The organism is Gilliamella sp. ESL1225, assembly GCF_058502635.1.
Genome location: NZ_CP196358.1, coordinates 1,599,442 through 1,622,791 on the forward strand (window position 1 = coordinate 1,599,442; position 23,350 = coordinate 1,622,791).

General features: G+C 35.3%; 18 protein-coding genes. 10 read left to right on the forward strand and 8 right to left on the reverse strand.

Annotated features, from left to right (window positions below; all coding sequences use genetic code 11):
- Positions 1 to 388: 388 nt before the first annotated feature.
- From guaA to ACSYSW_RS07355, 3 genes are all read right to left on the reverse strand, one after another.
- Positions 389 to 1,972, reverse strand: coding sequence for a glutamine-hydrolyzing GMP synthase (guaA, locus tag ACSYSW_RS07345; RefSeq protein WP_491705679.1), 1,584 nt, complete (start codon positions 1,970 to 1,972; stop codon positions 389 to 391).
- 113 nt (positions 1,973 to 2,085) lie between these two features.
- Entirely contained in the window at positions 2,086 to 4,233 is a 2,148-nt protein-coding gene (pta, locus tag ACSYSW_RS07350; protein WP_491705678.1) for a phosphate acetyltransferase, read from the reverse strand.
- A gap of 88 nt (positions 4,234 to 4,321) precedes the next feature.
- On the reverse strand, positions 4,322 to 5,527 hold the full coding sequence (locus tag ACSYSW_RS07355; protein ID WP_491705677.1) for an acetate kinase: 1,206 nt from the start codon (positions 5,525 to 5,527) through the stop codon (positions 4,322 to 4,324).
- A 211-nt stretch (positions 5,528 to 5,738) separates the two neighbouring features.
- On the opposite strand from ACSYSW_RS07355, the gene yfbV reads away from it, so the two are divergent.
- On the forward strand, positions 5,739 to 6,182 hold the full coding sequence (gene yfbV / locus ACSYSW_RS07360; RefSeq protein ID WP_491705676.1) for a terminus macrodomain insulation protein YfbV: 444 nt from the start codon (positions 5,739 to 5,741) through the stop codon (positions 6,180 to 6,182).
- A 15-nt stretch (positions 6,183 to 6,197) separates the two neighbouring features.
- Positions 6,198 to 6,731, forward strand: coding sequence for a primosomal replication protein PriC (priC, locus tag ACSYSW_RS07365; protein ID WP_491705675.1), 534 nt, complete (start codon positions 6,198 to 6,200; stop codon positions 6,729 to 6,731).
- A 5-nt stretch (positions 6,732 to 6,736) separates the two neighbouring features.
- Here the strand turns inward: priC and ACSYSW_RS07370 are convergent, their stop codons facing one another.
- From ACSYSW_RS07370 to ACSYSW_RS07385, 4 genes are all read right to left on the reverse strand, one after another.
- Positions 6,737 to 7,708 (reverse strand): LysR substrate-binding domain-containing protein, encoded by a 972-nt coding sequence (locus tag ACSYSW_RS07370; protein WP_491705674.1) that lies wholly within the window; start codon positions 7,706 to 7,708, stop codon positions 6,737 to 6,739.
- A gap of 66 nt (positions 7,709 to 7,774) precedes the next feature.
- The gene (gene topA / locus ACSYSW_RS07375) at positions 7,775 to 10,390 is read right to left on the reverse strand and encodes a type I DNA topoisomerase (protein WP_491705673.1); all 2,616 of its coding nucleotides are present in this window, start codon (positions 10,388 to 10,390) and stop codon (positions 7,775 to 7,777) included.
- Positions 10,391 to 10,531: 141 nt separating this feature from the next.
- Positions 10,532 to 10,984 carry a macrodomain Ter protein MatP gene (gene matP, locus ACSYSW_RS07380; RefSeq protein WP_491705672.1) on the reverse strand — a complete coding sequence of 151 codons (453 nt, stop codon included), beginning with the start codon at positions 10,982 to 10,984 and terminating at the stop codon, positions 10,532 to 10,534.
- A 265-nt stretch (positions 10,985 to 11,249) separates the two neighbouring features.
- Entirely contained in the window at positions 11,250 to 11,513 is a 264-nt protein-coding gene (locus ACSYSW_RS07385) for an HPr family phosphocarrier protein (protein ID WP_491705671.1), read from the reverse strand.
- Positions 11,514 to 11,962: 449 nt separating this feature from the next.
- Between ACSYSW_RS07385 and rimO the strand changes: the two genes are divergently transcribed.
- Together rimO and ACSYSW_RS07395 are read left to right on the forward strand one after the other, a co-directional pair.
- Positions 11,963 to 13,279 carry a 30S ribosomal protein S12 methylthiotransferase RimO gene (gene rimO, locus ACSYSW_RS07390; RefSeq protein ID WP_491705670.1) on the forward strand — a complete coding sequence of 439 codons (1,317 nt, stop codon included), beginning with the start codon at positions 11,963 to 11,965 and terminating at the stop codon, positions 13,277 to 13,279.
- Positions 13,280 to 13,288: 9 nt separating this feature from the next.
- Complete coding sequence (locus tag ACSYSW_RS07395) at positions 13,289 to 14,704, forward strand: MATE family efflux transporter (RefSeq protein ID WP_491705669.1); 1,416 nt, start codon at positions 13,289 to 13,291, stop codon at positions 14,702 to 14,704.
- A 79-nt stretch (positions 14,705 to 14,783) separates the two neighbouring features.
- Here the strand turns inward: ACSYSW_RS07395 and ACSYSW_RS07400 are convergent, their stop codons facing one another.
- A complete protein-coding gene (locus ACSYSW_RS07400) occupies positions 14,784 to 15,116 on the reverse strand; it encodes a DMT family transporter (protein WP_491705668.1) in 333 nt (110 codons plus the stop codon).
- Between the two features lie 391 nt (positions 15,117 to 15,507).
- Here ACSYSW_RS07400 and gshB point away from each other — a divergent pair, with 391 nt between their 5' ends.
- From gshB to nifJ, 6 genes are all read left to right on the forward strand, one after another.
- Positions 15,508 to 16,464, forward strand: coding sequence for a glutathione synthase (gene gshB / locus ACSYSW_RS07405; RefSeq protein ID WP_491705667.1), 957 nt, complete (start codon positions 15,508 to 15,510; stop codon positions 16,462 to 16,464).
- Between the two features lie 172 nt (positions 16,465 to 16,636).
- Positions 16,637 to 17,089: a GNAT family N-acetyltransferase gene (locus ACSYSW_RS07410; protein ID WP_491705666.1), complete on the forward strand. Its 453-nt coding sequence runs from the start codon at positions 16,637 to 16,639 to the stop codon at positions 17,087 to 17,089.
- Positions 17,090 to 17,110: 21 nt separating this feature from the next.
- Positions 17,111 to 17,668 (forward strand): YqgE/AlgH family protein, encoded by a 558-nt coding sequence (locus tag ACSYSW_RS07415; RefSeq protein WP_491705665.1) that lies wholly within the window; start codon positions 17,111 to 17,113, stop codon positions 17,666 to 17,668.
- Between the two features lies 1 nt (position 17,669).
- Positions 17,670 to 18,095, forward strand: coding sequence for a Holliday junction resolvase RuvX (ruvX, locus tag ACSYSW_RS07420; RefSeq protein WP_491705664.1), 426 nt, complete (start codon positions 17,670 to 17,672; stop codon positions 18,093 to 18,095).
- Positions 18,096 to 18,250: 155 nt separating this feature from the next.
- The gene (gene purM, locus ACSYSW_RS07425) at positions 18,251 to 19,288 is read left to right on the forward strand and encodes a phosphoribosylformylglycinamidine cyclo-ligase (protein WP_491705663.1); all 1,038 of its coding nucleotides are present in this window, start codon (positions 18,251 to 18,253) and stop codon (positions 19,286 to 19,288) included.
- Positions 19,289 to 19,738: 450 nt separating this feature from the next.
- A complete protein-coding gene (gene nifJ, locus ACSYSW_RS07430; RefSeq protein WP_491705662.1) occupies positions 19,739 to 23,281 on the forward strand; it encodes a pyruvate:ferredoxin (flavodoxin) oxidoreductase in 3,543 nt (1,180 codons plus the stop codon).
- The last annotated feature ends 69 nt before the right edge of the window (positions 23,282 to 23,350 follow it).

The following is a 23,350-nucleotide window of genomic DNA, read 5'->3' on the forward strand; positions in this document are numbered from 1 at the left end:
GGTGCATTGGAAAGAAGAACTAAGTGATACAAATTAATCATTATTTTATTTCCCATTTAAAACTTATTTTGCTATTAGCTATTTTATTCTTTTTATTAAATACAGGTGATTTATTATCAATAATCGGATTAAATTACAACAATATCGATCAAAAATCAAATCGTTTTTATAGATTTTATAACCATAATTAAAATCATAAAAATAAGATAAATCATAGTAATTTTAAGGCATTATCATATTTAATTTAAGACAGTATATTATTGTCAAAACGTTAAATATAACGATAAAGCAATTTTCGTTTTGTAGTCATTATAAAATAAAAAAGCCTTGCAATATTTAATTTACAAGGCTTTGCTGAACTTAAACGACCGTATTGAATCGTGTATTTTTATTCCCACTCAATCGTCGCAGGTGGCTTGCCGCTTATGTCGTACACTACTCTCGAAATACCATTAACTTCGTTGATAATGCGGTTGGAAACGCGTCCTAAAAAGTCATATGGCAAATGCGCCCAGTGAGCGGTCATAAAGTCAATGGTTTCAACAGCGCGAAGGGAAACAACCCAATCGTATTTACGACCATCGCCCATTACACCGACCGAACGAACCGGTAAAAAGACGGTAAAGGCTTGACTGACTTTATGATAAAGATCGGCTTTGTATAATTCTTCAATAAAAATAGCATCGGCTTTGCGTAGTAAATCACAATATTCTTTTTTTACTTCACCAAGTACTCGAACGCCTAGGCCTGGTCCTGGGAATGGGTGTCTATATAGCATTTCGTAGGGTAAACCCAGCTCTAAACCAACTTTACGCACTTCATCTTTAAATAATTCGCGTAATGGTTCAACCAGTCCCATTTTCATATCTTCAGGTAATCCGCCGACATTATGGTGTGATTTGATTACGTGTGCTTTACCTGTATCAGATGCGGCTGATTCAATGACATCAGGATAAATTGTACCTTGCGCTAACCATTTAACGTCTTTAACCTGATTGGCTTGTTCATCAAATACTGCAATAAATTCTCGACCAATAATTTTACGTTTTGTTTCAGGATCGCTGACGCCTTTTAGTGCGGTTAAAAATCGATCTTCGGCATTAACAGCAATGATATCTAATCCAAATTTGTTACCAAACATATCTAAAACTTGCTTGGCTTCGTTTAAACGTAATAAACCATTATCAACAAAAACACAGGTTAATTGAGCGCCAATCGCTTGATGCAATAATAATGCCGTGACCGATGAATCAACCCCGCCAGATAAACCTAAAATGACTTTATCAGTACCGACTTTTTGTTTAATACGGTCAACTGCATCGGTGATAATTGATGCCGGTGTCCATAGTTTTTCGCATTGGCAGATATCAATAACAAAACGTTGTAATAATTCAAAACCTTTTACAGTATGAGTAACCTCAGGATGAAATTGTACGCCATAAAAATCTTTTTCATCATTCGCCATGATAGCAAATGGGCAATTATCCGTGCATCCAACCACTTTAAAACCTTCTGGAATTTCGGTCACTTTATCGCCATGGCTCATCCATACATCTAATTGATTTTTACCTTGTACAGTTTGGCTGTCAAAAATGCCATCGGTTAATTTTGAAGGATTTACAATATCTACTTTAGCATAACCAAATTCGCGTTCATTAGATCCAGTTACTTGCCCTTTTTGACCGGTTTGTATCGCCATTGTTTGCATACCATAGCAGATACCTAAAACTGGCACCCCTGCATGAAAAACATATTCAGGTGCTCGTGGACTATTATCGTCGGTTGTACTTTCAGGACCGCCCGATAAAATAATGCCTTTAGGATTAAATTGTTTAATTTTTTCTTCGGATACATCCCATGGCCAGAGTTCACAATAGACGCCAATTTCACGTACTCGACGCGCAATGAGTTGTGTTACTTGCGATCCAAAATCAAGAATCAATATACGCTGTTTGTGAATGTCTTTCTTCATTAATGACTGTTCCTAGTAATGATCAGATAAAAAAATAAGAGGCGGCATTATACCACCTCTTATAAGTTGATAAAATAAACATAAGGTTTATTTTATGGTTGCTTTTATGCTTATTAATTTGTGTTATCTGCTTGAGCGGATTGAATCGCGGTTAAGGCAATTGTGTAAACAATATCATCAACCAAAGCGCCGCGAGATAAATCATTAACAGGCTTACGCATACCTTGTAGCATTGGACCAATTGAAACCAGGTCAGCTGAACGTTGTACCGCTTTATAAGTCGTGTTACCCGTATTGAGATCAGGGAAGATAAACACTGTTGCTTTACCAGCAACTTTCGAATTTGGCGCTTTTGATTTTGCGACATCCGCCATGACAGCAGCGTCATATTGAAGTGGACCGTCAATCATCAGATCAGGTCGTTTTTCTTGCGCAATTCGAGTTGCTTCTTTTACTTTTTCTACATCAGCCCCTTGACCTGAGCTTCCTGTTGAATAAGAAATCATCGCAACACGTGGCTCAATACCAAATGCGATAGCCGTTTCTGCCGATTGGATGGCAATTTCAGCAAGTTCTTTTGCATTAGGATCTGGATTAATCGCACAGTCACCATAAATATAGACTTGATCTGGCATTAGCATAAAAAAGACAGAAGATACTAATGAGCTACCTGGTGCTGTTTTGATTAATTGAAGTGGTGGACGAATGGTATTTGCCGTTGTATGGACAGCACCTGAGACTAAGCCATCTACTTCATTTGCTTCAAGCATCATGGTTCCTAAAACAACATTATCGGCTAATTGCTCACGAGCCATAATATCGGTCATACCTTTACTTTTACGTAATTCGACCAAACGTGGCACGTAATTTTCTCGAATTTTTTCAGGATCTAAAATTTCGATATTATTGCCTAGAGTCACACCTTGCAGTTCAGCCACTTTACGGACTTCGTCAGGATCACCTAATAAAACACATTTTGCAATATTACGTTCTGCACAAATTGCTGCCGCTTTAACAGTTCTTGGCTCATCCCCTTCTGGCAATACAATCGTTTTTTTCGCTTGACGAGCAAGTTCAGTTAATTGATAACGGAAAGCAGGCGGTGATAAACGACGTACAGAATTATTAACTTGTGTTAATGATTTCACCCATGTTGAATCAATATGATCCGCCATATAATTTTGTGTTTCATCAATACGTTCTTTATCGTCAACTGGAATTTCGAGATTAAATTGTTGTAAATTAATCGAAGTTTGGAAAGTATTGGTATTAACAGTGAAAATCGGTAAGCCAGTATTAAATGCTTGCTTACATAATTTTTGGATAGATTCGGCAATTTCATATCCCCCTGTTAATAATACACCACCAATAGGTACACCGTTCATTGCTGCTAAACAAATCGCAACAAGAACATCTGCTCTATCAGCAGATGTGACTAATAGTGCGTTAGGTTGTAAGTGATTAATAATATTTGGCACGCTACGAGAACAGAAAGAAACGTGTTTAATGCGTCGAGTTTTAATTTGACCTTCATTAATAATTTTTGCATCAAGGTGATGCGCTAAATCAATCGAACGACACGAACTTAAATCAATATTCCATGGAATGCAGCCTAAAATCGGTAACGGACAATTTACTTTAAGCTCGTCAAGCGTTACTTTTTTATTATCAAATTTAGGTGTGTGATAAATTTCTGATACATCAGGATTGGTTAGACCTTGCGCGTCGATAGGTGCATTAACTTTGTTAACAATAACACCAATGATTTTATCATTTTTAATGCCACCAAAATTTGCACGAGCAATTTCAACACGATCTTTTAATTGCGTTGGTTTATCTGTCCCTAAATTCACCACAAAAATAATTTCGGCGCCTAGCGTTTTAGCTATATTGTAATTTAATTCATTGGCAAATGGATAATCGCTAGTTTGTACGATACCTTCAACTAATACAACATCAGCATTTTGAGTATTTTTAGCATATAACGCAATAATTTCTTCCATTAATACGTCTTGTTGATTTAATCCTAATAGATTTTCAACATAACTCATTTTTAAAGGTTGAATTGTTGGAATAGACGAGTTATGGCTAACAAGAGTTGTCGTATTATCTGGCGCATCTCCACCTGCTCGGGGTTGAGCAATCGGTTTAAAGAAACTTAAATTTATGCCTTGGCGTTCCATTGCACGAATTACACCAAGACTCACGCCCGTTAATCCAACATTAGTACCTGTAGGGATTAGCATAATTGTACGAGACATGAATAATTTCCTCTTTAGTATTTGTTAAATAAAAATTAATAAAATTAGTTAGATAAAATAAAACCGCCTTTATAGCGGTTTATTAATATTATTTCGTTAAACGAGCAGCATCTTGTGCAATAACTAATTCTTCATTAGTAGGGATAACAAAAACAGGTTTTGTTCCAGCTTTATTGATTTCACCACCTTGACCAAAACGAGCAGCTAGATTTTTATCTTTATCTACAGCAAAACCTAAAATACCTAGTTTTTCCATTACCATTTCGCGTACTTCATAAGAATTTTCACCAATACCACCTGTAAATACAATAGCATCAATACGTCCATCAAGTAACATTGCATAACCACCAATGTATTTAGTTAAACGGTGAACAAAAACATCTAAAGCATTGGTTGCGCCTTCATCTTTACCATAATGATCAGTCACATAACGACAATCGCTACTTACACCTGTTAAACCCATAAAGCCTGATTTCTTGTGTAATAACGTGTTGATATCATCAACGGACATATTTAAGTTGTCGTGTAAAAAGAACATAATTGCAGGATCAATATCACCGCTACGTGTTCCCATAACAAGCCCTTCAAGCGGCGTTAATCCCATTGAAGTTTCAACAGATTTACCGTTTTTAATTGCTGTTATAGATGCGCCGTTGCCTAAATGACAAGTAATAACATTAGTTTCGTCAACTGGTTTATTAAGCAATTTTGCAGCTTCTCGGCTTACAAAATAATGGCTTGTTCCATGAGCGCCATAGCGACGAATGCCATATTGGCTATAAAGTTCATGTGGAATAGCGTATAAATAAGCTTCTTTTGGCATAGTTGTATGGAACGCGGTATCAAATACAGCAACGTTTTTATCACGTAAATGAGGGAAAAGCTCAAATGCTTCACGAATACCGATTAAATGCGCCGGATTATGTAACGGTGCAAATACAATTGCATCTTCAATGCCTTTAATGACGCTATCGTCGATGATAACTGAATGTGTATATTTTTCGCCACCATGAACAATTCGATGACCAATTGCTTTAATGCTATCTAATAATTCAGGTTTTTGTGGGAAGATTTTATCAATGATAAATTTAATTGCTTCACTATGGGCTGCTCCAGCACCTAATGGAGCTTCACCTTTATCACCATCAAGTTTCCATTTGATACGAGCTTCAGGAAGATAAAAACTTTCTGCTAATCCTGATAAAAAAACATCGCCGTTTTGCGGATCAACAATTGCAAATTTTAACGATGAGCTTCCACAATTGAGTACAAGTACATTATTGCTCGATGACATAGTAATTCCTATAGAGTTTTAATAAAAGATAGCCACCAATTAACATCAGTGACATAAATTTATGATTTTACAATCAATATTAAATTAGGAGACTTTAGACATGCTGATTTTGCGTTAACCTGAATATTTGGGTTAAAATAGACAAAGTCTCTATTTTAGAGTGCATCTATTTTATGCCAATAAACAACGATTGTCGAGGAATCAAGACATCATGAAACTGCTAAAACTATTTAAATCAGGGCTTAGTTATATGCATCTTTGCCCACAAGATAAAAATTTGGCTTATTCATTTCCAGAAATTAAAATTATTCGTTATCTCCGCCTGTCTTTTAATTATTTACCGCCAATTGTTATTGCTCTTTTTGTCTGGCAATATTTAATGCATGCGCCACTTGCGATTACAGTGGTTACTGCACTATTTGCATTAAGTTTACCTGTCCAAGGTATTTTATGGCTTGGTAAACGTTCGTTATCTCCCCTTCCTCTAAACCTTGTTGATATTTATAATAAAATAACACTTCAACTCATGGCTAAAGAATTAATTGCCAAAAACCAACCACTGGAGCCATTAAATTTTGCTACATTCATGCAACGAATTCATTTAGCTAAATTGCATTTAGGCAGTTATTTTGGTCAAGATAATGAGCAGCAATAATAGGAAAATATCATAATGGACGCATCATTAAGCAAAATACGTTCTCAAATTAATGAGCTTGAAAAACAAATTTTGCAAGCAGAATTAGTTGAATTTAAAGAACATTATTTTGATGAGCAGTTATTTCATAATACAAAAATAAAAACAGATTTATCGTTTTATCTTGATAGAATTCAACAAACATATCTAATGCTGGCAGAACTTGTCATCCATAATAAAGAACTTGAACGTATCCAATATTTTGCGGAATCGTTATTAAATCAAATGACTGCATTAAAGCGTGAATTAGGCTCGCATCAATTAAGAGTTAAAGATGAAGAAATTGAAAAAGAATCATTAGCCGAAAAACATTCAAGGCATTTAGATTATTTAAGACGCTTAGAACAAATGAAATATGAACATCAAACACAAAAAGATGGGTTTGATCCTGTTAAACTCGCCGCTATTGATAATCGTATTTATCGCTGCAATAAAGCCATTCATCAATTAGAGATCCAGCTCGAAGACGCGCTTTGTAAAGAACAATCACAGTTATTACAATGGAATTAATTACATTAATAAATCGGTAATTTGATACCATTAAATCTAGCTAAAACTTCATTGTTATTTTCATATTGTAAAAGTGAATCAATAAATGATTTAGTCAAATGAGGTGAAAATAGTTGAATAAAATCATACATAAAGCTTCTTAAAAATAATGACCTTGCAAAAACAATATAGGTTGTATTATATGGGAAAATATGACCGGCATTAATAATCTTAAGTTCACTATCAAGCTTATCTTCAACGGCAAGTTTCGCAATAATTCCAACACCGATTCCTAATTTTACATAGGTTTTAATTAAATCCGCATCTGTTGTACTAAATACAATATTAGGCTCGCGATTCGCTTTTATAAACGCTTGATTTAAATCTGATCCATCGCTCGAAAAATCATAACTTACTAAGGGATAATTAGCTAATTCATCAATCGACAATAATCCTTTTGTAGCAAGGGGATGATCGGATTTTACAATAACAGCTTGGTTAGAGTGATAACACGGCAAGGCTATAAAATCATCGGTTAATGTAGAAAGATCGTTTACTATCGCAAAATCAGCGACATTATTTTGCACATGTAACAGGCTTTGCTTTGCCGAACCTTGTTCCATATGTAATGTAATTTCAGGATACTTTTGCATAAACTGTTGAATTGTTTTAGGTAAAGTATATCTTGCTTGTGTATAGGTCGTCGTTAGCGTTAATGTACCTAAATTAGGATTGGCATGTTCTTTGGCTATTGCTTTAATATCATGTGCCCGATTTAAAATATCCCGAGCCGCTGTAATAATTTGTTCACCAACGGGAGTAATTTTAGCAAGGTGTTTACCAAAACGAGTAAAAATCTGAACACCTAATTCATCTTCTAATAATTTGATTTGCTTACTGATACCAGGTTGCGATGTAAAGAGTTTTTCTGACGTTAATGATACATTTAAATCATTATTTGCAACCTCAACAATATAACGTAACTGTTGTAATTTCATTTCAACCCTTATTATTTTTATAATGGAAAGACCCGCATTTTATCTTTATGAATGCGGGAAGATTGCTTATTTTTTACTATTGATCCATTTTCCATCAATATAATGCATTACCCAACCTGTCGATTTACCATTTACTTCAGAAGTGACATATTGTTGTTTGGTTTTACGACTAAACCGAACAATAGCCGGATTGCCATCAGGATCAATATCAGGTGCCAGCGTTAAATAAATAAATTTTTCAGGTAGTCTATCTTTAAAACGTTGCAATTCATTAATTAACGGTGTACGAGTTTCCCGTGATTTAGGAAAAGTATGTGCTGCTAAAAAAATACCCGATGCGCCATCACGTAATACAAAATGCGCATCAGATTTACTACAAGCCAGCTCCGGTAAATCAATAGGATCTTCTTTCGGTGGCGCAACATCGCCATTTTTTAAGATTTTACGTGTATTTTTACATTCCGCATTTGTACAGCCCATATAAATACCAAAGCGCCCTGATTTTAAATGCATTTCGCTACCGCATTTATCACATTCAACAATCGGACCTTCGTAACTTTTGACTTTAAATGTACCATGCTCAACAATAGTGCCATCACAAATTGGATTATTACCACAAATATGTAATTTACGTTCACTATCTAATAAATAGCTATCCATTGCGGTGTGACATTTTGGGCAACGTTTGCGTGCTCTAAGCGCATCGGTTTCAGATTTTTCACTATCGTCTAAAATATTTAACGTTTCATACTCAGGAATCAAATTAATCGTCTGTTTACAACGTAGTTTAGGGGGCAAAGCATAACCTGAACAAGCTAAAAAGACTCCTGTACCCGCAGTCTTGATGCCCATTTCACGACCGCAATTCGGGCAATTAATTTCGGGTGTTAATACTAATGGATTGAGTTGCATACCACCTTTTTCTGGATCTAATTCAGCCACATCAAGATGTTCGCTAAAATCATTAAAAAACTGATCAAGCACTTCACGCCATTCTTGTTTTTTCGTCGCGATTTCATCTAACGCATCTTCCATCCGCGCTGTAAAATCATAACTCATTAAATCATTAAAATTTTCACTTAATCTATCTGTCACAATCTCGCCAATTTTTTCTGCATAAAAACGGCGATTATCTAAACGAACATAACCTCTATCTTGAATAGTCGAAATAATGGTTGCATAGGTAGAGGGTCGACCAATTTCACGTTTTTCGAGTTCTTTCACCAACGAAGCTTCATTATAACGAGCAGGCGGTTTAGTAAAATGCTGATTTGGATTTAAGGCGATAAGGGACATTTTTTCGTCAACCTTAACGGCTGGCAAAATCGCATCATCATTATTTTTAATTAATTGTGGTTGTACTTTCGTCCAACCATCAAAACGTAATGTGCGCCCTTTAGCTTTTAAGGTAAAATCACCTGATTTAACCGTAATTATTGTTGAATTATATTCTGCAGGTGTCATTTGACAAGCAACAAATTGCCGCCAAATTAATGTATAAAGTTTCCGTGCATCGGCATCTACATCTTTTAAATTGTCAGCTAAATTATGTACATCCGACGGGCGAATTGCTTCGTGTGCCTCTTGCGAATTCTTTTTGCTGCTATAAAAATTCGGCGACTTAGGGAGATATTCATCGCCATAGCTATGATTAATATAGTCTCGTACCATATTTAACGCATCTTGACTTAAATTAGTTGAGTCAGTACGCATATAAGTAATATAACCTGCTTCGTATAATTTTTGAGCAAGCATCATGGTTTTCTTAACACCAAAACCAAGTCTTGTATTTGCGGCTTGTTGTAATGTAGAGGTGATAAACGGGGCAGAAGGTTTACTTTTAGTCGGTTTTTCTTCAATATTTTCGACAATATATTGGTTTTTTTGTAATTCAGCTAAGGCCATATCAATGGCCATTTTTTCTTTCGGCTCAAATGCGGCATTTTGATAATGCGTGACTTGCATTAAAAGCGGCGCTTGGCTTGCTGTTTTTAAATCTGCATAGAGATCCCAATATTCTTCTGGAATAAATGCATGTATTTCGCGTTCACGTTCAACAACTAATCTAACGGCAACGGATTGCACACGCCCTGCAGATAAACCGCGCGCTACTTTTTTCCAAAGAAGTGGGGATAGCATAAATCCAACAACTCTATCCATAAAACGGCGAGCTTGCTGAGCATTAACGCGATCCATATCTAATCGACCCGGTTCATTAAACGCATTTTTGATGGCTGTTTTTGTAATTTCATTAAAAACGACACGTCGATATTTTTTATCATCGCCACCTATCACATCTTTTAAATGCCATGCGATGGCCTCTCCTTCTCTATCCAAGTCGGTTGCTAAATAAATCATATCTGCATCTTTAGCATATTTTTTTAATTCTGCAACAACTCGCTCTTTTCCAGGAAGGATTTCATAATGAGCTTGCCAATGATTATAAGGATCGACGCTCATTCTATCGACTAGGGCTTGTTTAGCTGAGCGTTTTACTTTTTTTTCTGTTTTTTCTTTTTCTGATTTATTTTTTGTTGAATTATCGGCTCGTTGACTTTTTCCACTCACAGGAAGATCACGAATATGCCCAACACTTGATTTCACAACGAAATCTTTACCAAGATATTTATTAATGGTTTTTGCTTTAGCGGGTGATTCAACAATAACGAGGGATTTTCCCATAATAAAACCTGTTTTCCTGTAAAATTATTTTCTTTATGTTGCTGAATTAACATCAGGAACATCTATTTATTATCAATTATATTGCATAAACAAATAACGCTTAAATTTGCAAGTTAACGCGCTGTAAAACATCCACTGCTTTTATTTATAATCTAGTAATGATTTTAAGTCATCTTTTATTGTCGTGACTTTACTTGCAAATTGTTCTTTTTGTTCAGCGTCTTCAATTAATTGCGTAATGGTTTCTGAAAGCGTCATGCCATGCCATTTTGCGAGTTCAGCCAATCGTTGCCAAACTAAAAATTCTAAATCAATCGACTTTTTTCGGGTATTTTGTTGTTCAGCATTAAAATGCCTTTTTCGTTTAGCTCGAATCGTTTGTTTTAATCGGTTATCTAAACTAGGATTTAAATGCTGTTCAATCCACTTTAAAACATGAATTGGATTAGTTTCTAACAACAGTAATTCGCGAACTGCTTGATCTGCTTGACTGGTTTCAAGATAACGGGTAATTAATTCGCCCTCTTGATGCCTTTTAACCAGATAATGCCATTTCCATCCACACTCAAGGTTTTCCAATTGTTGATATTTCATTTTCTCACCTTGTGACGTTGTAACTAAACAGGCTATTATTAACATAATCGCTAAACACAATAAAGAAAATTCTTATGTTTGACAAATTTTTTTGTTTTAAAATAAGTAAAGAAAAAAGCAAAGAAAGGCAAAAAAGAAGAAATATAAAGTTAACGTGTCAGTTAATATAGAAGCAATTTATGCAAAAGAAATAAAAAGTAAATATAAAAATGATGAACTCAATTTAGAAAATTAAAAAGAGCCCATCAGCCTAAACAGTTATAGATTACTCACCAAACCCAGAGGCAAATAACTCACGGATTTCATCCATTGCAGCTTGTTCGTCTTCACCATCACAAATAATTTCGACAGTCGAACCGCCTTTAACGCCTGCACCTAATAAACCCATCATACTTTTTAATTTAATCGGTTTATCATTATAAATGAGTTCGATATTAGAGTTATATCGACCTGCTAACTTAACTAATGCCGTTACAGGGCGAGCATGTAACCCCGTTGAATTTTTTACAACCATTTGTTCTTTTAACATAAAAAAACCCTTTTTTATAAATGAATAAAATATAGTACTACATGTCGATAGTCTCTATTTTTGATCTCAATTTTTGGTTAAGTTTATTTTTATCCTAATCGAAATAAAAATTATTACCAGAAATCATAACATACAGAAAACGACTAAAATCTTTGTCATTAGTATGTAAAATACAATATTTTAAAATATAAAATCATCAAAAAGATGATGATCTGTATCATACACAATATCTAAAATTCTGCATACTTTACTCAAATACGCATAAAATGTAAACATTCAAAATAAACTCTATTTTAGAAAAACAAAAAAACCATTTAAATGAATAAGTAACTAAATACTCTTATAATTTATAGGTTAAGTTAATTTAACTATGTTAGAATGTGCGCATTTTATGCAGAATCAAAAAGCACCCCATAACGTTAAATTTAACTTTTATAAATGATATGAATATGTTACCCCCTACAATTGGATTTGTTAGCCTTGGCTGCCCTAAAAATTTAGTCGACTCTGAGCGTATTTTGACAGAATTACGTACTCAAGGTTATAAAGTTGTCTCGAGTTATGATAATGCTGATTTAGTGATTGTTAATACCTGTGGCTTTATTGATAGTGCCGTACAGGAATCACTTGAAGCTATCGGCGAAGCGCTCGACGAAAATGGTAAAGTTATTGTGACAGGTTGCCTTGGTGCGAAAGAAGATCAAATTCGATCAATTCACCCAAAAGTGCTTGAAATTTCAGGACCTCATAGTTATGAAACCGTTTTGGGGCATGTGAATAAGTATGCGCCCAAACCTGCCTTTAACCCTTATACAAGTTTAATCCCTGAACAAGGCGTTAAGTTAACACCAAAACATTATGCTTACTTAAAAATTTCAGAAGGCTGTAACCATCGATGTAGCTTTTGTATTATTCCTTCTTTACGCGGGGATATGGTAAGCCGTCCCATCGGCAATATTTTAGAAGAAGCTAAACGTTTAGCTGATAGTGGCGTTAAAGAATTACTGGTCATAGCTCAAGATACCTCGGCTTATGGCGCTGATATTAAACATCGTACAAGCTTTTGGAATGGTATGCCGTTAAAAACGGATATTTTAAATTTATGCGAACAATTAGCAAAACTGGGTATTTGGGTAAGATTACATTATATGTATCCTTATCCGAGTGTCGATGATCTTATTCCACTAATGGCGGAAGGTAAAATCTTACCTTATTTAGATGTTCCTTTACAGCATGCAAGTCCAACTATTCTTAAATCCATGAAACGACCTGGATCTATCGAAAGAACATTAGAAAGAATTCATAAATGGCGTGAGATTTGCCCTGAAATTACATTACGATCAACATTTATTGTTGGTTATCCTGGTGAAACCGAAGAGGATTTCAATCTACTATTAACGTTTCTTTCGGAAGCAAAATTAGATCGTGTTGGTTGTTTTATGTATAGTCCAGTAGAAGGAGCCGCCGCAAATCAGATTGAAAATCAAGTTCCCGATGAGATTAAGCAACAACGATTTGATCGTTTTATGCAATTGCAACAAACTATTTCGAGCGAAAAGCTAGCCGCTAAAATTGGTAAAACGATTAAAGTTATTATTGATGAAGTAGATAATGAAGGCGCAATTGGTCGTACCATGGCGGATGCGCCTGAAATCGATGGGGTGATTTACCTTAATGAACAAAACAACGTAAACATCGGCGATATAGTAGATGTTTTAATTGAACATTCAGATGAATATGATTTATGGGGAACGATTATTAAATAATCTTATAACATGATGAAACTAAATTATAAAACTGAAATATTCACACTTATAACGCTGGCTATTCCTGTTGTATTAGCGCAGATTTCACAAACTGCGATAACCTTTGTTGATACTATAATGGCAGGTCATTATGATAATATCTATTCAAATGGTAAAGGTACACATTTAGCTGGCGTTGCAACCGCTGTATCAATTTGGTTACCAACTATTTTGTTTGGTCAAGGATTATTAACTATTCTTACTCCAATTATTGCCAATTTAAATGGATCTGGAAATCGAGAGCAAATCGCCAATAATACCCGACAAGGGTTAATTATTGCGTCAATTTTATCTCTCATAATGATGTATTTTTTATATCATGGCGATAAGATCATTCTACTACGTGAGCATTTTTCTGACGATGCGCTAGACCCTGATATGGTTAAAGTTGCAGTAGGATTCTTGCGATCTATCATGTGGGGTGTACCCGGTTTTTTATTCTTCTTTATTTATCGATTCCAATGTGAAGGATTATCAAACACAAAACCTGCAATGGTAATAATGTTTATCGCACTTTTAGCCAATATTCCCATTAACTATATTTTTATTTATGGTAAATTAGGCATTCCTGCGTTCGGCGGTATTGGTTGTGGTATTACTGCCGCGATTATATTTTGGTTGATGTTTGCTTTAATAAAATTTTATACCCTTTTTACACCAAGCCAGCGTGATATTCGCCAAACGCCAATAGTAAAATTTATTGATTTACATATTATTAAACGCATTACATTTCTAGGTTTGCCTCTGGCTTTTGCTTACTTTTTTGAGGTCAGTTTATTTGCGGTTGTTTCTTTATTATTAGCTCCAATTGGTACAGAAACGGTAGCTGCGCATCAAATTATATTTACAATTAGCAGTATGACCTTTGCAATTCCTCTATCGTTAGGCGTCGCAACAAGTATTCGAGTTGGCTTTTTGCTTGGTGAAGGGCAACCGGAATATGCAAAACAAACCTCATATATTAGTCTTAGTATCGCGCTAATTGCGGCAATTATCGTCGCAATAATCTTAATTTACTTTAGGATTGATTTCGTCAGCTTATTTAATGATGCCCCTTTAGTTATTCATATTGGTACTTATCTGATGATATTACTGGCTATTTATCAAATATCGGATTATTTACAAGTCGTTGCAAGTAATGTTTTACGCGGTTACAAAGACACAACAAGTATATTAATCATTACTTTAATTTCTTATTGGGTGATTGGTTTACCACTCGGCTATATTTTAGCTATGACCGATTGGATAACACCACATATGGATGCGGCTGGTTTTTGGATTGGATTTATTGTTGGTCTATCGGTCGCCGCTATATTATTACTGTCTAGAATGATTTATATTCAAAAACAACCCAATGACTTGATTTTGAAAAAAGCGGCTAAGTAAAAATAAGTTTAGACGATTTAATAAATATTCATGCCTCATAAAACTCAACGAGGCATGAATAAAAGACAATTCAAATCGGTTAATGAGCTGCGACTTTTGAGAAAAGATTAATAATAATTACACCAAACATAATAAACCCCATTCCTACTATTGCGGCTAAATCTAACGTTTGTTTTAAAAAAAGCCAAGCAACTACACTTATTAACACAATACCAATCCCTGACCAAATCGCATAAGCAATACCGACAGGAATCGTTTTTAACGTTAACGACAACATATAAAATGACACGCCGTAACAGATGAGTGAGAGGCACGTATAACCCCATTGTGTAAAGCCATTCGATAATTTTAACGAAGAAGTCGCAATTATTTCAAAAATAATTGCCACCATTAATAAGAGATAGGCATTCACAGTTTTACCTTTAATTTAAAAATAGATGGAAATTTAACAGAAATTAGAACACTCCCTAAATTATCATATTCATAATTTTTAAAAAAGGTGAATATTAACAATTAATACTTCTGTTTATCATTGCTTTTTTTAGTATTAATTCTTTAATATCATTAATTCGTATTGCTAACGAAACATTGCTTTCAAGATAAAAAGAAATCTTACGGTAAACTAGGCAAATCGCTGCCTTACAGGTATGATAAATTTATATTACTTTGGAAAACGATGATATATCATCATTTACTATTCATTAAATTATTATTAACAAAATGCAACAAGTTGCAATTAATATGAATAAATATTTGAGGCAGTTTGTTTAACGCATTAAATCTTAAATAAAAAAGGAGATATCATGATAAAACTTGGTATTGTTATGGATCCAATTAACCAGATTAATATTAAAAAAGATACCAGTTTCGCCATGTTGATTGAAGCCCAAAAACGTGGTTATGAATTATTTTATATTGAAATGAAGGATCTATTTTTAAGTGGTGGTGAGGCTTATGCAACGACTAAAAATTTAACCGTTTTTAATGATAAAAATAAATGGTACGAATTTGGTGAACAACGTACCCTAAAATTAAGTGATCTTGATGTCATTTTAATGCGAAAAGATCCCCCTTTTGATACCGAATTTATTTACGCGACTTATATCCTTGAACGCGCCGAAGATGATGGTGTATTAATCATTAATAAACCGCAAAGCTTACGTGATTGTAACGAAAAACTCTATACATCGTGGTTTGCACAATTTACGCCAGAAACACTTGTCACCCGTCAAACCCAATTGATTAAAGATTTTTACCACAAACATCACGATATAATATTAAAACCTTTGGATGGGATGGGCGGAGCGTCAATCTTTAGAATTAAGCCAGACGATGCTAATTTATCTGTCATCATCGAAACACTCACCGAACATAATCAACGTTTTTGTATGGCACAAAATTTTATTCCTGCTATTAAAGACGGTGATAAACGCGTATTAGTTGTTGATGGTAAACCCGTACCTTATTGTTTAGCTAGAATTCCACAAAAAGGTGAAACACGCGGAAATTTAGCAGCGGGAGGCCATGGCGAAGTTCGACCTTTAACGGAAAGTGATTGGCATATTGCAAACAGCATAGCACCCATTTTAAAACAAAAAGGATTAATTTTTGTCGGACTTGATATTATTGGTAATAAATTAACGGAGATAAATGTAACAAGTCCTACTTGTGTGCGCGAAATCGAATCCGCTATTACCGGTCTATCAATTACAGGAATGTTAATGGATGCGATTGAACATCGATTAAATAAAAAGCCTTAATTAAGATTAATTGATAAAAGCAAAAAATAGCACTAATTTGCTTAATTACTATTTGAATAAATTATATTGGGATAGTTTATATTTGGATAGTTAATGATTTTAAAGATATACTGCTAGATTTCCAATTATACAGCGTTATCTCATCTCACTTTTAAGGTAAATAAGATAAATTATGATAAGACAATATCAAGCGTCAGATTTAGATTCCATCATGCAACTTTGGTTAGATTGTAATCTTAAACACCATTCTTTTATTGAGGCGGATTTTTTTAAACAAAATTACGAATTAGTGAAAATGTTTATTGGCATGTCACAAGTCTATGTGCAAGATTTAAATGGCATCAAAGGATTTATTGGTTTATCAGATAACTATATTTCGGGTCTTTATGTGAGTGAAGATTATCGCCATCAAGGAACCGGTAAAGCCCTTTTAGATAAAGCTAAACAATATCATAACGAGCTTATGGTTCATGTTTACAAAAAAAATCTTCCTGCCATTGAATTTTTCCAATCCCAGCATTTTGAGCCGATTGCAGAATCTTTTAATGAAGAAAATGGTGAAGAAGAAATACTGATGCACTGCAATGTTGAACATAAAATAAAAATAGGTAAATGCGCCTTATAACTGGCAAAATCTAACCATACTATGAATTTAAAAAATCACTTTATTATTGCTATGCCTTCTATAACCGATCCGATATTTAAGCGATCGGTTGTTTATATTTGCGAACATAATCAAGAAGGTGCAATGGGACTTATTATCAATAAGCCTATTCCAGACATGAATATTGGTGAAATCTTATCACGCCTTGACCTCATCGCCCCTAAAGATTGTAAAGAACTTCAACAACCTGTTTTTATGGGGGGGCCTTTAACAGATGAACAAGGGTTTATTTTGCATTATCCTCAAGAAGGTTTTGCCTCAAGTATCAAAATTTCTGACGATATTATGATCACAATTTCTTTAGATTTATTACAATCCGTCGCAACACCGCAACAACCTAAAGAATTTTTTCTCGCTTTGGGCTATTCAAGCTGGCAACCTTTACAATTAGAGGCAGAAGTTGCAAGTAACGATTGGCTGGTCACGCAAGCTGATCCTGAGATTATATTTTCTTGTCCCGTTGAAGAGAGATGGCAACAAGCTGCAAATCGTTTAGGTATTAATATTCACACCATCTCACAACAAGTAGGAAATGCATAAAATGGCAACCATTATTGCCTTTGATTTTGGCACAGCAAGCATTGGAGCTGCAATCGGTCAAGATATTACCAAAACTGCAAATCCGTTAGGTGCTTTTAAAGCCAAAGAGGGTAAACCAAATTGGCAAGAGATAAAAAAAATTTTAGATGACTGGAAACCTAATTATTTAGTGGTAGGCTTACCGCTTAATATGGATGGTAGCGAGCAACCTCTTACTCTTCGGGCACGCAAATTTGCTAATCGATTACATGGTATGTTTGGTTATAAAGTTCATTTACAAGATGAACGTTTATCAACTGTTGAAGCAAAATCGCATATTTTTGCATCGAGGGGGTATAAAGCGCTTGAAAAAGGTCATGTAGATGCAACTTCGGCAATTATCATCCTAGAAAGTTGGTTTGAAAATCAATCAGATAACAAGATCTAAATAGTCTTTAAAGCTAATCGTTTGTTTTGTAAGGAAAAACCTAAAAAACAGCGAATAAAGTTAGTATTATCAGTAAGTTATAAAATATAAAATATCGCTAAAGTCATATTTTCTTGTTAAAATAGCCTTACCTCATTTTTAGCGGAGTTGTCTTCGTGTCAGATCAACATTCTCTAAGTTATCAAGATGCCGGCGTTAATATTGATGCGGGTAATGAGTTAATCAAACGTATAAAACCCCTCGTTAAACAAACCAAACGCCCTGAAGTTATGGGCGGACTTGGTGGTTTCGCAGCCCTTTGTTCCATTCCGAATAAATATAATGAGCCTATTTTAGTATCAGGTACTGATGGTGTCGGCACAAAATTACGGCTCGCGATGGATTTAAATCGTCATGATACCATTGGCATTGATTTAGTCGCTATGTGCGTTAATGATTTAATCGTACAAGGCGCAGAGCCCTTATTTTTCCTTGATTATTATGCAACAGGTCAATTACATGTCGATAATGCAGAAACCGTACTAAAAGGCATTAGTGAAGGTTGCAAGCAAGCTAAATGCGCACTGGTTGGTGGAGAAACCGCCGAAATGCCCGGCATGTATCAAGGTGATGATTATGACCTCGCTGGTTTTTGTGTAGGTGTTGTCGAAAAATCAGCTATTATTGATGGCAGTAAAGTGCAAGCCGGTGACGTGTTAATTGCCCTTGCATCAAGTGGGCCCCATTCTAATGGCTATTCATTGATTAGAAAAATTTTAGCGATCAACAATATTGATATTAAAAAATGTCAACTAGACAATATACCGATCGCCGATCACCTATTAGCGCCAACCAAAATCTATGTTAATTCTGCTTTAGCTTTAATTGAAAAAGTTGATATTCATGCTATGGCACATATTACAGGCGGTGGATTTTGGGAAAATATTCCTCGTGTTTTACCTGATAATATGCAAGCCATCATCGACAGTCAAAGTTGGCAATGGCCAGCAATTTTTAATTGGTTACAAAAAACCGGAAATGTCAGCGATTACGAAATGTATCGAACGTTTAATTGCGGAGTTGGTATGATTATTGCCTTACCAAAAAATGAGGTGAAATTAGCCCTCGATCTGTTAACCAATCATGGCGAAAAAGCCTGGGTGATTGGTGAAATTATTAGTAGTCAAGATAACGAACGCGTGATCATTAACTAATCATAATGCCGTTAATTTAACTGTCATAGAGATATTTAAAAATCGCTAAAATTTATTGCCTTAACTAACTTGATTTATTAAGGCAATTTTTAATAGGATTTAATATTACTCGGTTTTTGATTTTGTTTGATTAAACACCCTTTATCATTAAAATTTAGCAATAAATTTTTTAATCTGTTCAGAAATCGCCTTCAGTTTTACAATACCTAACAGCGCAAAAGAAGCAAATAAAACAAATAACATCGTAAAAATTATAGACATCATTTCCCCTCTTAATACAATTCATTAAAACTGTTTTAAACTTTTTATTTTGCGCGTAAAATTTAACAATTTACTATTCCTATAAATGATAGAGATATTCGTTACCGATATCACGACTATTTCTGATAGAATAATAAAACTATTTGCAAGTAAGTAATGTCATAATTTAATAAATTACAAGGTCTTTTAATGATCATATCTGATGCTAACAGCGCGGTGTCGTCTATCGCTTACCGAACTAATGAAGTCATTGCCATTTACCCTATTACACCAAGTTCGCCGATGGCCGAGCAAGCCAGTACTTGGGCAGAATTTAATAAACTCAACGTGTTTGGTGATGTACCAAATGTGATAGAAATGCAATCCGAAGCTGGCGCAATTGCGACTGTACATGGTTCATTAATGACTGGCGCACTGTCAACATCGTTCACCTCATCACAGGGATTATTATTAATGATCCCCTCTTTATATAAAATTGCCGGTGAATTAACGCCTTTTGTTTTACATGTCGCAGCCCGTACAGTTGCAACGCATGCGCTGTCTATCTTTGGTGATCATTCGGACGTTATGGCGGTTCGCCAAACAGGATTTGCGATGTTATGCTCAAGCTCAGTGCAAGAAGCGCAAGATTTAGCGTTAATTTCGCAAATTGCTACCTTAAATAGTCAAGTCCCGTTTATTCATTTTTTTGATGGCTTTAGAACTTCACACGAAGTCAATAAAATTCATCCAATTAGTGATGATGAAATACGTAATCTAATGCCAAATAAAGCAATAGAAGCCTACCGTAATCGAGCATTAACGCCTGATAAACCTGTTGTCAGAGGGACTTCGGCAAATCCAGATACTTTCTTCCAATGCCGTGAAGCCGTTAATCCTTATTATGATAAAGTTTACGATCATGTTGATGAAGCTATGCAAGCCTTTGCAAAAGAAACCGGTCGTCACTATGCACCATTTGAATATTACGGTGCTAAAGATGCCGACAGAATTATTATTATTATGGGATCCGGTTATAGCACAACAAAAGAAGTCGTTGATCATCTTTTAGGCGATGACGAAAAAGTAGGGGTTGTTGTCGTGCGTTTATATCGTCCTTTCTCGGCTAAACACTTTTTAGACGTGATCCCAAACACGGTCAAAACGATTGCTGTGCTTGATCGCACAAAAGAGCCTGGCGCACAAGCGGAACCACTTTATTTAGATGTAATAACAGCCTTCGCGGAAAGTTTATCGCGCGGCGAACGTATGCGAATGCCTAAAATCATTGGCGGTCGTTATGGGCTATCTTCGAAAGAATTCGATCCAAATTGTGTCCTTGCCATTTTTAATGAATTAAATTCAAGCGCCCCTAAATCGCGTTTTACTGTCGGCATTTATGATGATGTAAGCGGTTTATCGCTTCCTTTACCGTCAACTGGCATCAAACAAAAATCAGCACTCGAAGCCTTATTCTTTGGTCTTGGAAGCGATGGAACCGTTTCTGCTACGAAAAATAATATTAAAATTATTGGTAGTAATTCGCCTTTTTATGTACAAGGTTTTTTTGTTTATGATTCGAAAAAAGCAGGCGGTTTAACGACTTCACATTTACGCGTTGATTTAAATCCAATTGATTCACCGTATTTAATTTCGAATGCGCATTTTATTGGTTGTCATCAAGATCAATTTATCGATAAATATCACATTGTCGAAAGATTAAAAGATGATGGTATCTTTTTATTAAATACCCCATTTAATAAAGATGAAATATGGCATCGCTTACCCAAAGATGTACAAGCGCTATTAATTAAAAAACGAGCGCATTTTTATATTATCAACGCGGCACAAATTGCACGCGAATGCCAACTAGGTAATAAAATTAACACCGTTATGCAAGCGGCCTTTTTCTATTTAGTTGAAATATTCAAAAATGATTTTAGTCTAGAACAATTAAAAGAAGTTATTGGCAAAAGTTACAGCAGTAAAGGGCAAGATGTTGTCGAAAAAAACTGGCAAGCACTTGATTTAGCCGTTGCCTCTCTTGAAGCTATCCCGTTATCTTGCATTGATGAAACAAGCCACTTTCGACCAGCCATTGTACCTGACTATGCACCTGATTTTGTTAAAACGGTTACAGCGGCAATGCTTGCCGGTGTTGGTGATAGCCTTCCCGTTTCAGCATTTCCACCTGATGGAACTTGGCCAGTTGGCACAACGCAATATGAAAAACGAAATATTGCCGACGAGATCCCTATTTGGCGTGCCGATCTTTGCACACAATGTAATCATTGTGTTGTCTCTTGCCCGCATGCGGCAATAAGAGCAAAAGTGGTTGAACCAATTGAAATGGAAGGTGCCCCACCTTCTTTAAGCTCCCTTGAAGTTAAAGCACGGGATATGAAAGGACAGCGCTATGTGTTACAAGTGGCACCAGAAGATTGCACTGGCTGTAATTTATGTGTTGAAGTATGTCCGGCTCGAGATCGTAATAATTACGATATTAAAGCCATTAATATGGAGCCTCGCATTCCTAATCTTGAGACACAAAAAATTAATTATGACTATTTTACAGCATTACCCGATCGAAATATTAATACCCTTGAACGTATTGATGTTAGAACATCGCAATTATTAACCCCTTTATTTGAATATTCGGGCGCGTGTTCTGGTTGTGGTGAAACACCTTATATCAAATTATTAACACAGCTATATGGCGATCATTTAGCCATTGCCAATGCGACGGGTTGCTCATCCATATATGGTGGCAATTTACCAACAACACCTTATACCAAAAATCGCGAAGGTCGAGGACCTGCTTGGGCAAATTCTTTATTTGAAGATAATGCCGAATTTGCTTTAGGTTACCGTATTGCTTATGATCAACACAAAAAACGAGCAACACGACTTTTAGATTTAGTGACGGGAGAAATTTCACCCGAAATTAAAACCTATTTACAATCAAACGAATTAAATCTTGATCAAAAACGAGAACAAATCAAAATATTACGCCAGCAATTGGCACATTTAACCTCGCCAGAAGCCAAAGAATTAATCAAAGATGCTGATTACTTAATCGATAAATCAGTATGGGCAATTGGCGGTGATGGTTGGGCGTATGATATTGGATATGGCGGACTTGATCATGTGATGAGTTTAACAAATAACGTAAATATTCTTGTACTTGATACACAATGCTATTCAAATACAGGCGGTCAGCAATCAAAAGCAACTCCGATGGGCGCTGTTTCAAAATTTGCTGATTTAGGAAAACACAAAGCCCGTAAAGATCTTGGTTTAAGTGTGATGATGTATGGGCATGTTTATGTCGCGCAAATTTCATTAGGTGCGCAGCTAAATCAAACATTAAAATCCATTCAAGAAGCTGAAGCTTATGATGGTCCATCTTTAATTATTGCTTATAGTCCATGTGAAGAGCATGGCTATGATTTAGCTAAATCACACGAACAGATGAAAAACCTAACGAAATCCGGTTTTTGGCCTCTTTATCGTTACGATCCTCGTCGTGAAGCAGAAGGCAAGCCCGCGTTAGTGCTCGACTCAAGACCACCTGCTGCTGAAATTTTGTCAGATGTGTTATTGAAAGAACAACGGTTTAGACGATTAGAGACGCTTGAGCCTGCGGTGGCGAACCAATTACATGATAGATCTAATAAAGTGATTTCGGCTAAATATAAATTATTAGAATTATTAGCGACTTATTCTGCTATTGAACCACCCGCTGATAGTTAAAAACAAATTAACAATTTGACTGAAATTCTTATAATTTACTGTCTTGTTAAAACCTAACAAGGCAGTAAA

Bases quoted from the DNA above. Each gene is read 5' to 3' on its own strand.
- yfbV (WP_491705676.1), top strand. From the start codon at position 5,739: ATGAAACTGCTAAAACTATTTAAATCAGGGCTTAGTTATATGCATCTT.
- ruvX (WP_491705664.1), top strand. From the start codon at position 17,670: ATGGCAACCATTATTGCCTTTGATTTTGGCACAGCAAGCATTGGAGCT.
- rimO (WP_491705670.1), top strand. From the start codon at position 11,963: ATGTTACCCCCTACAATTGGATTTGTTAGCCTTGGCTGCCCTAAAAAT.
- guaA (WP_491705679.1), bottom strand. From the start codon at position 1,972: ATGAAGAAAGACATTCACAAACAGCGTATATTGATTCTTGATTTTGGA.
- priC (WP_491705675.1), top strand. From the start codon at position 6,198: ATGGACGCATCATTAAGCAAAATACGTTCTCAAATTAATGAGCTTGAA.
- ACSYSW_RS07395 (WP_491705669.1), top strand. From the start codon at position 13,289: ATGATGAAACTAAATTATAAAACTGAAATATTCACACTTATAACGCTG.
- gshB (WP_491705667.1), top strand. From the start codon at position 15,508: ATGATAAAACTTGGTATTGTTATGGATCCAATTAACCAGATTAATATT.
- ACSYSW_RS07385 (WP_491705671.1), bottom strand. From the start codon at position 11,513: ATGTTAAAAGAACAAATGGTTGTAAAAAATTCAACGGGGTTACATGCT.
- ACSYSW_RS07355 (WP_491705677.1), bottom strand. From the start codon at position 5,527: ATGTCATCGAGCAATAATGTACTTGTACTCAATTGTGGAAGCTCATCG.
- topA (WP_491705673.1), bottom strand. From the start codon at position 10,390: ATGGGAAAATCCCTCGTTATTGTTGAATCACCCGCTAAAGCAAAAACC.
- ACSYSW_RS07410 (WP_491705666.1), top strand. From the start codon at position 16,637: ATGATAAGACAATATCAAGCGTCAGATTTAGATTCCATCATGCAACTT.
- matP (WP_491705672.1), bottom strand. From the start codon at position 10,984: ATGAAATATCAACAATTGGAAAACCTTGAGTGTGGATGGAAATGGCAT.
- ACSYSW_RS07415 (WP_491705665.1), top strand. From the start codon at position 17,111: ATGAATTTAAAAAATCACTTTATTATTGCTATGCCTTCTATAACCGAT.
- nifJ (WP_491705662.1), top strand. From the start codon at position 19,739: ATGATCATATCTGATGCTAACAGCGCGGTGTCGTCTATCGCTTACCGA.
- pta (WP_491705678.1), bottom strand. From the start codon at position 4,233: ATGTCTCGTACAATTATGCTAATCCCTACAGGTACTAATGTTGGATTA.
- ACSYSW_RS07370 (WP_491705674.1), bottom strand. From the start codon at position 7,708: ATGAAATTACAACAGTTACGTTATATTGTTGAGGTTGCAAATAATGAT.